This window comes from Halomonas sp. RT37 (assembly GCF_040070525.1).
GTDB classification, from domain to species: domain Bacteria; phylum Pseudomonadota; class Gammaproteobacteria; order Pseudomonadales; family Halomonadaceae; genus Halomonas; species Halomonas litopenaei.
This window is the reverse complement of record NZ_CP098827.1, coordinates 2644886-2657000: the sequence shown is the minus strand read 5'-3', so window position 1 is coordinate 2657000 and position 12115 is coordinate 2644886. Positions and strand designations below refer to the sequence as shown.

Here is a 12115-nt window from a genome sequence, read left to right as displayed (position 1 = left end):
CTCAGAAAGCGGTGCGTGACAGATCGATGGAGCCGTTGAGGTCCAGCGAGATACGGTACCGCTTCGCCTCTCCCTCAATGATTGTGGCGGCCGTCTCTTTCAGGCGCTCAGGGCATAAGCCTACGCCTGTGATCACGCCGAGAACATGTTCCCCGGGCGACAGAAAGAAAGAGGCTGTCTCTCCAACCGCGATCTCGGCCGCTAGCTCGCCGTCGATGCTGAGCCGTGCGTTGCAGGCGGACCCAGTTATCCCAGTATCCCTGGTGACCGTTAACGTGCCATAGGGTCCAGTCGGAGTCTCCTGATGCAACATGAGGCGCTCATCAGGAACGTGGTCGGCTTGCTCTGCTGGAATCGGTGAGGTTGCGCAACCCGCCAGGAGCGCGGCGGCCGCAAGCGTCAGCCATCCCTTCATGTTGTTATCCCCTGCTTTCCATGTATGCCCAGTCCATCTCCCGAATGACAGAGATGAATTCATCCGCTGAGCAGGGTAGCACCATCATCTGGCGCAAGGCAGCCATCTCAGACAACGGTATGGGTTGGATGGTGCCGAAGCCGGCAGGCCTTGAAGGGGAGAGGATGTCGAACAGATGCAGCCAGAAGGCGCAGCGCTCGTCGATCTCGGGCGGCTCAATCTGTCTCGAGAGATTGAGCGCCTTAGCGATGGTGGCGAGCTTGGTTTCTCGCCCGGCTGCTGTCAGGCGGTACTTGAGCGCTGCCGCGGCTTTTTTCCCTGCTCGGCAATGTCCTCCCTGCGGAAGTGCTCACGCCGGCGCGATTCCTGGGCAAGCTCAACGGCCAGGTCATCGTTGTCGAGCAGCACGCGCGTGGCATTGGCCACCGTGAAGGGGATAGGGTCGCCATTGCGATCGACGACATCTTCCCAGCCTCGAAGGATACCCTTCGCCAGAGCCCGCGCCTCAGCCTCCATGCGCTCCACTTGTGACTCGGGCAGGTTGGTGCGCAGGGCCTCAAGCTCCTCGCGGTATGCGGCGTTGCCTGAGCGGGCAATCAGCCACTTGGCTCCGCGCAATTCTACCCAGGCGCCGCCATCGATCTTGGCGGGGTCGTTCTGCTCTGCATTGAAAGCCATCGGGGATTCCTTATACCAGCACGCGGGTGACTTTGATGGGAGTGTTCTTGGCGGTGTAGTTGAGCGACACCTGCACGATGTCCTCGTTACCACCATCTGGCAGCTCGCCATCGATCTCGATCTCGGGCAGCTCGAACGTGTACTCATTGCCAGCGGCATCGGTCAGAGGGAAGGACACACCGATAGCCTCGCGGGTCAGCATCTTCTTCCACTGGTTCCAGGCCGCCTTGCTCCAGGCCATGGTGAGCGAGCCGGAGACGTTGGCCGACGTGGCAATCAGGGCGCCGGGGCCGGCCTTGCCGAGGCAGCGCTGGGTTTGCAGTGTGTTGTCGATGGACATGGACAGGGCGCTGATACAGGCCTCGCCGGCCAAGGTAGCGCCGTCGACCAGAATGTCGCCAACACTGGTGGCCGAGCCCATCGCCACGGTGGTTGTTTGAGGATTCACGGTCCCAGCGGCGGTCGGGTCGGTCTCGCCGTCCTCATAGCCGAGGCCCATGCCGGTGAAGCTGCAGGTCACCTTGCCTTCTTCGGGGATGTCGAGCTGCATGGCACCGATGTGCACGCCCTTGAAGGTTGAGTAGACACCGATGTCTTTGAATGCCTTCACGATGGTGAAGGTGTGGCGGTCAGCACCAATCTCCAGCACATCAGTCGTCCAGGTGCCGTAGAAGGCCGCCTCGAGCAGCTTGTCGAACGTGCCCGCGCTCATCTCGCCGGCCAGGTCGCCGGAGTAGTCGAGGCTGGTGATGATGCTGCCGCCCTGCATGCGCGTCTCACGTTTCTCGGCAGAGACCTCGGTGGAGACGTTGGGCGTCAGGGTATTGCCGGTGAGGCGCAGGGTGTCCCAGGTCGCCGGATCGGGCGTTTCCCCGGGCGTGGACTCGGGAGCGAGGTAGGTTGCGATCTGAGAACCTGAGCTCATGATTTTCTCCAGGCATGAAAAAAGCCGCTCAAGGCGGCTCGGAGGTGGGCGGTGGGGCGGTTTAGCCGACGCGGAAGGGCGTCGATACGTTCAGTTGATACCAGCCGTCAGAGGGGCCTGCGCGCTGCATTGAGGAGGCGAGCGTCTCAAGGTGGCCAGTGCGCCAGAACTGCAGTTGCGCAGCCAGGGAGTCGGCGATCTGGTACGCCTGGCGGCTGCCCTGATTGTCCTTGGTGAACACCTGGCACATGATCAGCCCGGGTCGACGAACGCAGGGTTCGGAGCCGAGACCAGCGACGAAGCTGTCGCCGTGCTGGATGGTCAGCCTCACCCAGGGTTCTTGGTTGGCGATGGCCGCATCCACGCTCGGTCCGTTGGGGGCGCCGTCATAGGCCACAGGCACGCCATCCCACGCCACCATGCGCGACTCGATAGCGATGCGGATCTCGTCGAAGGTCAATTGATATACCTCGCACGCAAGGATTCGAAGGCAATGGAATAGACGCCTAGAGGCGCCTGCTGCGAATGCCCATGTTCCAGGCTCTCGCCGTAGATTATGTTTGACTGAAGGATCACAGCTTTGAAGGGCTTGCCCCGGGCGGCTGACAAAACAGCCTCGGCATCTCGCCGGACTCGGGCGCCTGACTTGTCCGGCTCGGGCACCGCTGAGTTGTCACTGCCATTCACGGTAACCAGATGACTCCCCTTGTAGGCTCCTGTGTCGACAGGTGAGTGAAGAATGAGCTGCTGCAGAGCGAACAGCACCATTTCACCCTGCTTTTTGTCCAGGGCGTACTCCACTTCTCGCGCAAAGCCGGAAAGTGATTTGGACCATCCCTTGCGCGTCGTCATTTTTTCTCCAGGCGTAAAAAACCCAGCACGTCGGCTGGGCAAGTAGCGGCAGGCCCTAGCGTGATCGCAGGCCACCGTAGGGTTTCAAAGCTTGCTGCAAATCTTCAATGAGGGCTGGACCAACCCCTTCCGTTCTGCGCAGCTCCTGAAGGGATAGCTTCATGGCTTGAGCAACGGTGGATATGCCAAAGTGACGCAGGAAAGACTTGGTCTTTGCGCGTTTGACGAGGTCGTGAACATTGACTGCAGACCATTCCTGCTCTTTGTGAGCCAATTCTCGCTCTTTCAACATCTCCGCCGCGATGCTGTATGCGGTTCTTGCGATCGCCGTCCGATGCCGAGTGTCGGTGCTGAGAAGCTCCACGCCCTCGGCCGTGACCAGAGACTTCATCGCCTCAACGGCGAATTGATCCAGTAATTCGTTGTCATTGCCCATTCTGTAACCGTCGGGTTTGGGAGGTGTAGCTATTGTAGCCGCTTGTTCCAACTCAGTTTACGGTCTCCTGAGCTGCAGAGTCCAAGTGGCTTTGGCCGGATCCTGCCCAACGTTAACCACCAGCATGCCGTCGATGGTGTCGTCGACCTTGGGCGTGGCCGGGGCCTGGTCAGCGTCCAAGATCAGTTCGTTCTGGAGTACGCCGGAGAGTTTCACGTCGGTACGCCTGATGTGCTGATCGTCGACCTCTTGGACCGAGTATCCGCTGAATACCCCTCGGCCAGAGTAGGCTACCGTTGTCGTACTGCTGCCAGTCACTGGATCGTACTCGCCGGCTATCTCGCGGGAGCCAGTGAAGGGCCGCACGGCGTCACTCAGCTTGCCGTCGAACGCCTTGGGCACCTTGGCGTTGATCTTGTCCTGGATGTAGCCCATTACAACCTCTTGAGGATGGTGACCCCGTTGGTCTTCGGCAGGTACGTGGCCAGCAGGTCGGAGATCATCGACAGCGCGCCGGTCTGCGCCTGGGCGCCGTCCTGGTACTCGGTCTCCACCTCGACGGTGTCGGCCCTGACCCGCTCGCGCTTCACGGCGCCGTCGGTGTCGGCGTAGAGCCGGCCATTCGCCGCCTCCTGGGCCAGCAGGGCGCCGGCCATGACCACGTCATCGTCGACAGGATCGGAGAGCCGGACCCGCTTGGCGGTCAGCCAGGTGTTAGCATCCAGCACGGCGCGCGTCTTGTCGCCCGTGCCTTCCCAGCCCGCGCCCAGTTTGGTGTCGACATCGTCAACGGTGACGTAGGTGGCCATGGGTTACTCCTGCCCGTCTTCGGCCTGGCTGCTGGACTCGATCTCGGCCATCCGCTGTTCCAGGGTCTCGGTCTTGGTGTTGGCACCGGGGCGCTTGCCGGTGGTCTGCTCGATGGCGTCCATCAGTTCGGCGCGGCGGGCCCGCTCGTCGGACTCGGCATCGTCCGGACGCGGTTCTTCGGCGCCGATCACCTCGACCTCGATGCCGGCGGCCTCGTAGGCGGCGACCACGTCGGGGTGATGGCCCTCGACGGTGACGCTGGTGGCGGCCTTGTCGGCGCCGGCGAAGAAGCGGGGATTGCGGTACTGCCGCCCGGGCTCGAAGCCGCGGCGGCGCGTGGTGTAGATCAGGTGCATGGCTGACTCCTATCAGCTGGCCAGCGGGCGACCCGTAGGCCGCCCGCCAGGGATCACAGAGAGGTCACGATGACGCCGGCGGTGTCCTTAACATCGCTGGCGATCTGCGACCAGTTCCCGCCGGTGCCGATGGTGGCGTCGTCGGGCGACTTGGTGCCGCCATAGGAGTAGCCCTTGAGGCCGAGGTTGTAGGTGTACTCGGCCTGGAAGATCCGGCGGATGTTCTCGTCGCCGGTCTTCTCCTCGACGGTGGCGTAGTAGTCGTTGTTGTCCTCGACAACCGCGGCGCCTTCGGCCAGGCCAAGGGTGTGATAGTGGTCGGTGCCAGCACCGCCACCATCGGCCTCGTACAGCGCAGGAGAGTCGGTCATCACGAACCGGCGGCCGAAACCATCCTGGGTGACGCGCACGGTGCCGAATTCGAACAGCTGATTGCCGTTGGTCAGGGCGCCGTCGAACAGGTCGGTCATCGGCTTGGAGTGGAGCACCCAGACCATGATGTCCATCATGCGATCGCCAAACTTGCCGGCGCCCTTGTTGAGGGCGTTCAGATTCAGAGTGCCAGCGGTGGCGTCGTGCGCCACGGCGGAGTTGCCGATCATCGCGGTCTGCAGGGCCAGAATAGCGGTGTTCACCTCATCGGCGATGACGCCTCGAGCGACCTGCTCGCCGATCACCACACCGGCTTCTTCGGGCTGACGCTGGATCCACTGAAACTGCTGCGGCTGGAACTCCACCGGGGAGGTGCCGCCGGCGATCTTCACCGCCACATGGTCCATCTGGGCTAGAGTGGTCGGGGTGACGGCGCCGGTGCCGTAGGCGTTGCGACGACGCATCAGGTTGGCGATGGCCTTGTAGGAGGCCTCGTGAGCGAAATCGCCCACGTTGCCCGCCTGCTGGAGCTGCAGAGCACCGCCGGTGGCGGCGTTGAACAGTTCGATCTGCTGGCGGATGGTCTCGGTGGCTGCCGAGTACAGGAAGTCGTTGAAGACTTTCATATCAGAGAGTGCCATAGGGCGCTACCTCATTGGTTTTGCTTGCGTTTCAGGATTTCTACCTTTTCGGCGGTAGACTTCGCGTCCTTCCACGCCCTTGGCGCTGAGGAACCACCTCCGCCACCCGGCGCCCCTGACCCCTTGGGCTGCGGGAACCAGTGCGGAGCTTTCTCTCGCATGGACTCAAGCCATGCGGAAGGGGTGAGAGGCTTGCCGTCTGCATCCAGACCGGCCTCCTCTCGGGGCACAACGTTGCCCTCGTCATCGACTTCGAACAGCGAACTTGCGCGGTAGACTGCGTCTTGAACAGCCGAGTCCACGATGCCGACTTCGGCGGCCGCAGTTCGGATCTCGTCGCTCATGACCCGGCCGCGGAACTTGTCGGCGAACGCCTTGGCGCTCTCTGCGGTCTGCTGAGCCTCGCTCAGCTGGCGGTCATAGCCTTCCCGCATCCGCTCTGTGCGCTTGTTCAGCACCTCGTCGAGCTTGCCGTCGGCGATCAGCTGGGCCTCCTCGTTCTCGGCCAGCTGCTGCTCGAGCCTGCGGGCCCGCTCGGGGTCCAGCCCCTCGAATTGCTTGAGCTGAGACTTGAGCGTTTTCTGTGATTCGAGCAGTTGGTCGCGCTTTGACTTGAGGCCGCTGACCTCGCTGTTGAGCGCTTCCTCATGTTTGGCGTCCAGCGCCTCCTTGAGAGCCTTGGCCTTGTCTTCTTCCAGCTCGATGCCGAGTTCAGAGAAGTCGATTTCCAGTGGCATGGTGTTGTGCTCCTTGAGCGCGTTGAGGCCGCCCGCCTGGCGAGCAGCCATTAAAAAACCCCGCTCAATGGCGGGGCTTTGAATAAAATTGTTGGTCAGTCTTCGAAATCGCCTAGGCGGCGTCGAACCTCGAAAGAGAGGTTCCAGCAGAGGCGGGCCTGGAGTTGGTCGGCGAGCGTTCCGCTGCCGGACTGCAGCAGGCGCCACAGTCGCCACCAGGTGATGAAATCGGGATCGGCTGGGGTCATGCTGTCAGCCTACCTCATGCCGCCTCGCCAAACACCTCGGCGAATGTCTCGCGGTCGCGTGCTCTCAACTCGTCCAGCGTGTACTCGCGTTGCCGAGGATCGGTGAATCGGTCCAGGCTGTAGCCGCCCTCTTTGTAGAGGCGGTAGCGCCGGTCTCCCAGCCATTCGCGCTGATACCGGGCGCTCTGGCTCGCGAACCAGTCGGCGTATGTGGTGCCTGCGCTAACCTGACCAACCTCAAGGCCGGCAGCTTCGCGCTGCTTCTTGGTCATGTTGCCGATGCTGCGGAACTTGGCCTGGTCGTCGCGCCCCTTGACCTTAAGGGCGCGCACGTAGGGCCGCTGGCCCATGATGTCGCCGTCGAGGGAGGGCGCCAGGCTGCATCGGCATCGGTGATGAAGCGGCGGTTCCGGGTGCGGCTCGTCGATCTTCCAGCGCCGACCGTCCAGCGGGGCACAGCGGCGACAGGTCCGGCCCTCAAGCTGAGCCACCCAGACCACATGCGTGACGCCCAGGGCGTTGTAGGTCTCCCGGTAGGCCTCGTTGCTCATGTGCTGCCGGGCCGTGCGAACCACGTTGTCGACGTTGTTGCGCGTCGTCTGCAGCACGCCGTCGCGGTACTTGAGCGCCGGTGTCCCGCGCAGGGCCCGGATGATCTGGCTGTTGCTCTGGCCCTCGCTGACGCCTTGGCGGATGGTGCTGTAGACCCGGTTGCGGGTGGCCGGTCCGATGTCGGCCAGCATGTCCTCGACGAACTCCCCCATCACCGGTCGGGAGAGAGCGGCCGATGCCACAGCAGGAGCCGGCGGGATCTCGCCCTCTACCGCCTGGGCGATGAGGTCGCGGACGTATCCCGCCTCCTGCTCGGCTAGGGCCGCCAGCTCCTTGAGACTCATGGACTTGATGCGCTCGCCAAGCGTCGAGACCCAGCGGTCGATTGCGTCGCGCAACCCCTTGAGCCGAGTCGTGTGGTAGCGGCCCCGGGCGAACGCCTGGAGCTCGGCAGGCGTCAGGTTGTCGAGGCGCTCGCCGATCTCCCGGGGAATCTCGGCGCTCATTTCGTCGATGATCGCCAGCGCCTTATTGACGTGCGCCGTGCCGGTGCGGTGCAGGTATGAGACATGCTGCGCCAGCGCGGTGACGATCCGGCGCTGTGCGTCCTCACGATCACTCATTGTCGGTTACCTGACCATCGAGCAGGGCCAACAGGTCCTTGTCGGCGAGATTGGTGACCCCGGCCTTGCGCAACGACTCGAACAGGACCGCCTGCGGCACCTCGTCGGCCAGGCGCAGATCGCGAACGATGCCCATCATTGCGGCATCGATCTCGGCCTTGGTGAATTCGGGCTCGACCTTGAACGTGATGGCATCGATGTCGGCCTGCGGCAGGTTCAGCCAGCGGCCGAAGTAGCGAAGCAACTGCTCGATACCCTCGGCCGCAGTAACCACGACGCTGTACAGGCTGGTGTGCTGATCGCTCTGGCGGGCCTTGCGGGCCTCGCCGGATTCGTCGGCTCCGGCGTCGATCACCCTAGCTCCGGCCTCGAGCGCAGTGTTGCGTTGGTCCTGCATTGCCGTACGGTTGGCCTCGATGCCCGCACCCTGAAACTCGAGATACCCGACCTTGCCGTCCTTGCCCACGTTCCACGCCGCCATAGGGCCGGAGACGCTGAATTGCTCGTCCTGGCCAAGGTCCGCGGCGATCCACGGCTGGGGATGCGAGGTGTAATGGAGGCTGGTGTAGTAGTCTGCCGAGAGCTGGTAGCTCTTGAGCGCCGCCTTCGCCATGGTCAGCAGCGGAATCTCGTCGGTGTCGGTGTTGTTGTCGGTGCTGCCCAAGAAGACCAGGGGGATGAAGTCGAGCGGCGCCTGGTTAGTGCCCGGCATGTCTTCCTCGCCGACTGCTTCACCATGCTCATCCAGCAGACGCACCCGGTATCGACCCTCGTTGAGGTCGAGCACTCGGTAGCGGGCCTCACTGTCGTGACTGAACTCGTCACCCTGGTGTACGGCCTCGCGCAGCACGCTCAGCACCAGGTCGCGGCGCCCGTCGACGTCAGCTTCGCGCCAGTTGATGGCGTCGAGCGCGCCGTAGAGGGCCACATAGGGTCGGCCGTCGCCATCCCAGTCAGCGAGTAGAGGTTGTCGGCCATAGGCCAGCAGACCCAGCACTGAGCGAAGAAACAGCGTCTTGAGCGGGAAGCCGTCGGCCGTGGCCTCGTCCTGAAGGGAGGCTAGGGAGGTCGGTAGGTTTACCTCGGGTTCCTGGCGAGACACAAGCCCCATCATCGTGCGCAGTGAGTCCTTCACCCACAGCGGGTATTGGGCGCGCCGCTTATAGGACTGGTAGATCTCCCGGGCCTCGTCGAGCGACAGCATCGCGCTTTCGTCGGTTTTCGCCTGGTGCTCGAGGGCCAGCTGACCGCTGGTCTTCGGCAGGTAGCCGATGCCAGCACCCTTGATAGCGCCTTCCCCTTCGATGCTGTCGCGCATCAGCTCCCAATCAGTGAGCTTGTCGTCGTATTGGGGGTGTGTCGTGGTGACAGGCATATCAGGCGAGTCCTCGAATGCGTTTCATGCCGACCTTCGGCTTGTTGACCAAGTAATCCTTCACAATGAAGTACCCGGCAGCGTCGTTGGGGTGATCCTTGTCGTTCTCTTTGTCAGGTTCGCCCTGTTTGTTCCATGCCTGCTGCTCTAACGCGTCGGTATAAGCTGGGCATGCATGGGGGTTTACCTTGTAACGGCGCTCGCCCTTGGCGTTGCAAAACGCCGCATTCATCGAGTTGACGCGGTCCTTGACGGGTGGGTTGCTGGCGTTCACCACCACCCGAAAGCCGGCGTCACGCAATTGAGCAATGTCCGTTGTCGACGCATTCACTGACCGGCGCGAGTCGCCCGAGGCGTCGGGGTATACGTGGATTTCGCAGGTCTTGATGTAATCGTCGCCGTCATAGCGCCAATAGCGCTCTTTGATGCGGCGGATCATGTCGGGGGTGTCGTGCCCCCCCATGATTTCGTCCACCGCACGAGGATCGCCGTCACGTTTCACATGGGTCACCGCCGCCATCTTGCCGACGTTGAAGTCCATGCCTATAAACAGCGGTTCGCCCTGCTGCACGGTGTCCATGCAAGCATTCAGCGCCCGATCGAACTGACGGTAGACCGTGCCAGTGGTCAGGTTGACGAATAGGCCACGCAGGTAGGCATCGATCAGCTGCGGCGGATAGGCCTCCAGCAGAGCGTCGATGTAGTCATCTGGCAGGTTCGCCTCGTTGTCATAGGTCGATGCCTGAACCAGACCGTAGCGCTGAGCCATGGTCGGCTTATCACGAAGCGCCTTGACGAACTGCTGGTGGACGAACTTGAACCCCTCGGGCGTCGTCGTAACGTCGATGCCGTTCTTGAGCCCGTCGACCTTGTAGCGCATCCGCGCCATGATTTTGCGCCAGGCCATTTCGGCCTTGGCTGTAGCCATCAGGTCGAGCTCGTCGACCAGGGCGTGTCCGATCTTGAAACCGACGATGCTGCCAGGCTTGTCCATCGAGCGGCATATCACCGTGGAGCGGTACTGCCGGCCGCTATACAGGTGGACCTCGCGGTTTGCCTCTCGCACCTCAGCGCGCAAGGCGAGTGAGTGCGCGACCTCCTCGATGGTCGGGTAGAAGATGTCCCGGATCTGAGGATAGGTCGGGGCGAAGTACCCCATATTGATGCGCGGGTGTTGCCAAGCGTGGGCGCCGATTCCGCTACAGCCGACCCACGTCTTGCCAGAGCCAAAGCCGGCCACGTAGGCCCGGAACTTCTGCTGCATCGCCAGGAACTGACCTTGCGGGCGATTAAGCGTCGCCTCGGTTTCGATCGGGGTCGCTGGCATCCTGCACCTTGAAGACGACGTTGACCGGTTGAGGTGCGTCGTCCTGTCCGTCTGGTTCGGGTTTGTTGCGCCACCTGTCTGGCTTGCGGTTGTTCAGCCATATGGCGGCGGCGGTAGTGTCAGGCGGGTAGTGCTTAGTCGTCTGGTGGGTGACGATCTCGCCCTGGTTGTTGAACACTTTCTCCTCGGGGTGGCTGTATCCGAGAGCTCTCTCATAGAGGCGAGTGGCTACCTCCGCATCTGCCATCACCTTTCCGCTTTTTATGGACTCCGAAAACCCCTTGTGATTGAGCTTCCACTTATTGATAGTGGATTCTGCCACTCCAAAAAAGTCAGCGAGTTCGGCGTCTGTGGCGCCCAGCAAGCACAGCTTGCGGGCCTGCTCGGCGAACTCCGCTTTGTACTTGGTGGGTCTGGCCATTATTGATATCCAACATTTTATTAGGCAGGAGGGAAAATGGCCCAGCTAGCTTTTAAGCAAATAAAATTGCCAAACGAACAAGCGCCTGATATTCCGCAAAATTTTTCTCTCCCCGTCGCGGAGATACTCGGCTTTACGTACGACGTAGGTTCTACAGCTGGCTATATCCACTACCGGTACATCGATGACTCGGCTAAACAGCTTTATGCCTTCGTCGTGAGACGGGCAGATAGCAAAGCATCTATGGTCGGTGAAGAGTTGATGGGCTCTTTTTACTTCGGGCGAGAAGGAATTCCATACCTTGTGTTTCGAACGAGATGAGGAGCGATGCTCCGATTTCGTCACCATCGCATAGAGGCCGCCTGAGAGTCGTCGGCGGCTACGGAGTGCAGTGCTTCACAGCGTCCGCCCTTGGTAAGTGGGGACCACCTCCGGGTGCTGCAGGGTGTTCAGTCAGGCGTGAACACGACTTCGTTCATCTGCTCGTCAGTCATGCCTTCGGCTACACGGATGTTCTCGTCCTGGCTTAGGGCATGCGTCATGACCATCACTGTGTCGAGCAGGTCGCGGCGATCCCAGTGGCCTCGCTCGTCCACAGCGTCGTTCTTCCAGCAGTGGGTGAATCGATCACCAGGCACCGCCCGATCCTGCGGTCGGTTGTAGCCCACGCAGAGGAATGAGCCACCACAGTCGGAAATCTGGTTCGACAGCGGCATGCAGTCGTCTCGTCCTCTCGGGCATTCAGGGCATTGCATCCATCACCTCATCTTGATCACGTGTGAACCTGCGGGATCCTCACCGATCTCGAACGATAGTGACTCGCTCTTAGCCGCGGTCGTAAAGTAGAAAGCGTTGATAGATCGATGATAGGCGTCTTGCCACCGGATCGTTCAGCGACTACTCTGCTGCCGCTTTAGTCCACCATCAGGAGCGGTCGCGGTGAACAAGTATTTAGTCGAGAGCTACTTAACCCCTACGCGCCGTCAAGTGAGGTGGGCGGTGGTGAAGCTATCTCGACACTACAATGAGGAGTCCCGCGAGGTTGTTTCGCGGCATGTGGATGAGGCAGAAGCCCGTGCCGAAGCAGCAGCTCTATCGTTCGATTTGCAGCCTGTCACCTAGGCTATCCTTGTGGCTGCCCCCCCCCTTTGATTGTGAGGTAGCTCCACAATGCCTGCCAGATTCCAAGTTCGCTCAGTGCTCACGGACCCCGACAGCACCAAGGTCGATTACTGGCAGGTGGTCGATACGCACCTGAACGATGACGTAATTGCTTCCTACCACGACTGCGAAGCAGCTGAACGAGAAGCCGAAAAACTCAACCGCGATAGCGAGGCTGACTGAATA

19 protein-coding genes are annotated in these 12115 nt (G+C 61.6%); 2 read left to right on the top strand and 17 right to left on the bottom strand.

Annotation, left to right across the window (positions count from 1 at the left end):
- Position 1 precedes the first annotated feature (1 nt).
- From NFG58_RS11345 to NFG58_RS11270, 16 genes are all read right to left on the bottom strand, one after another.
- Positions 2–415, bottom strand: a complete 414-nt coding sequence (locus tag NFG58_RS11345) for a hypothetical protein (protein ID WP_348826524.1) — start codon at positions 413–415, stop codon at positions 2–4.
- 282 nt (positions 416–697) lie between these two features.
- Positions 698–1093, bottom strand: a complete 396-nt coding sequence (locus tag NFG58_RS11340; RefSeq protein ID WP_348826523.1) for a hypothetical protein — start codon at positions 1091–1093, stop codon at positions 698–700.
- A gap of 10 nt (positions 1094–1103) precedes the next feature.
- On the bottom strand, positions 1104–2018 hold the full coding sequence (locus NFG58_RS11335) for a phage tail tube protein (RefSeq protein WP_348826522.1): 915 nt from the start codon (positions 2016–2018) through the stop codon (positions 1104–1106).
- Between the two features lie 61 nt (positions 2019–2079).
- On the bottom strand, positions 2080–2478 hold the full coding sequence (locus NFG58_RS11330) for a phage tail terminator-like protein (protein WP_348826521.1): 399 nt from the start codon (positions 2476–2478) through the stop codon (positions 2080–2082).
- Positions 2475–2870 carry a hypothetical protein gene (locus NFG58_RS11325; protein WP_348826520.1) on the bottom strand — a complete coding sequence of 132 codons (396 nt, stop codon included), beginning with the start codon at positions 2868–2870 and terminating at the stop codon, positions 2475–2477. Before NFG58_RS11325 ends, NFG58_RS11330 begins: the two co-directional genes overlap by 4 nt.
- 55 nt (positions 2871–2925) lie before the next feature.
- Entirely contained in the window at positions 2926–3306 is a 381-nt protein-coding gene (locus NFG58_RS11320) for a hypothetical protein (protein WP_348826519.1), read from the bottom strand.
- Between the two features lie 57 nt (positions 3307–3363).
- Positions 3364–3741 carry a hypothetical protein gene (locus tag NFG58_RS11315; RefSeq protein WP_045994877.1) on the bottom strand — a complete coding sequence of 126 codons (378 nt, stop codon included), beginning with the start codon at positions 3739–3741 and terminating at the stop codon, positions 3364–3366.
- On the bottom strand, positions 3741–4115 hold the full coding sequence (locus NFG58_RS11310; RefSeq protein WP_348826518.1) for a DnaT-like ssDNA-binding protein: 375 nt from the start codon (positions 4113–4115) through the stop codon (positions 3741–3743). The genes NFG58_RS11315 and NFG58_RS11310 overlap by 1 nt, the downstream gene beginning before the upstream one ends.
- Before the next feature lie 3 nt (positions 4116–4118).
- Complete coding sequence (locus NFG58_RS11305) at positions 4119–4472, bottom strand: hypothetical protein (protein WP_348826517.1); 354 nt, start codon at positions 4470–4472, stop codon at positions 4119–4121.
- 53 nt (positions 4473–4525) lie between these two features.
- Positions 4526–5485, bottom strand: coding sequence for a major capsid protein (locus NFG58_RS11300; RefSeq protein ID WP_108448748.1), 960 nt, complete (start codon positions 5483–5485; stop codon positions 4526–4528).
- Between the two features lie 11 nt (positions 5486–5496).
- Entirely contained in the window at positions 5497–6222 is a 726-nt protein-coding gene (locus NFG58_RS11295) for a hypothetical protein (RefSeq protein WP_045994880.1), read from the bottom strand.
- 95 nt (positions 6223–6317) lie between these two features.
- Entirely contained in the window at positions 6318–6470 is a 153-nt protein-coding gene (locus NFG58_RS11290; RefSeq protein WP_157033133.1) for a hypothetical protein, read from the bottom strand.
- A gap of 14 nt (positions 6471–6484) precedes the next feature.
- Positions 6485–7645, bottom strand: coding sequence for a phage minor head protein (locus NFG58_RS11285; RefSeq protein ID WP_348826516.1), 1161 nt, complete (start codon positions 7643–7645; stop codon positions 6485–6487).
- Positions 7638–9020 (bottom strand): DUF4055 domain-containing protein, encoded by a 1383-nt coding sequence (locus NFG58_RS11280; protein ID WP_348826515.1) that lies wholly within the window; start codon positions 9018–9020, stop codon positions 7638–7640. Before NFG58_RS11280 ends, NFG58_RS11285 begins: the two co-directional genes overlap by 8 nt.
- Before the next feature lies 1 nt (position 9021).
- Entirely contained in the window at positions 9022–10347 is a 1326-nt protein-coding gene (locus tag NFG58_RS11275; RefSeq protein WP_348826514.1) for a terminase family protein, read from the bottom strand.
- Positions 10310–10768 (bottom strand): hypothetical protein, encoded by a 459-nt coding sequence (locus NFG58_RS11270; RefSeq protein ID WP_222516476.1) that lies wholly within the window; start codon positions 10766–10768, stop codon positions 10310–10312. Before NFG58_RS11270 ends, NFG58_RS11275 begins: the two co-directional genes overlap by 38 nt.
- Positions 10769–10804: 36 nt before the next feature.
- Here NFG58_RS11270 and NFG58_RS11265 point away from each other — a divergent pair, with 36 nt between their 5' ends.
- Complete coding sequence (locus NFG58_RS11265; protein ID WP_222561336.1) at positions 10805–11089, top strand: hypothetical protein; 285 nt, start codon at positions 10805–10807, stop codon at positions 11087–11089.
- Positions 11090–11217: 128 nt separating this feature from the next.
- On the opposite strand, the gene NFG58_RS11260 is transcribed toward NFG58_RS11265, so the two are convergent.
- Positions 11218–11484, bottom strand: a complete 267-nt coding sequence (locus NFG58_RS11260; RefSeq protein WP_348814335.1) for a hypothetical protein — start codon at positions 11482–11484, stop codon at positions 11218–11220.
- A 454-nt stretch (positions 11485–11938) separates the two neighbouring features.
- Between NFG58_RS11260 and NFG58_RS11255 the strand changes: the two genes are divergently transcribed.
- Entirely contained in the window at positions 11939–12112 is a 174-nt protein-coding gene (locus NFG58_RS11255) for a hypothetical protein (protein WP_156088607.1), read from the top strand.
- Positions 12113–12115: the final 3 nt, after the last annotated feature.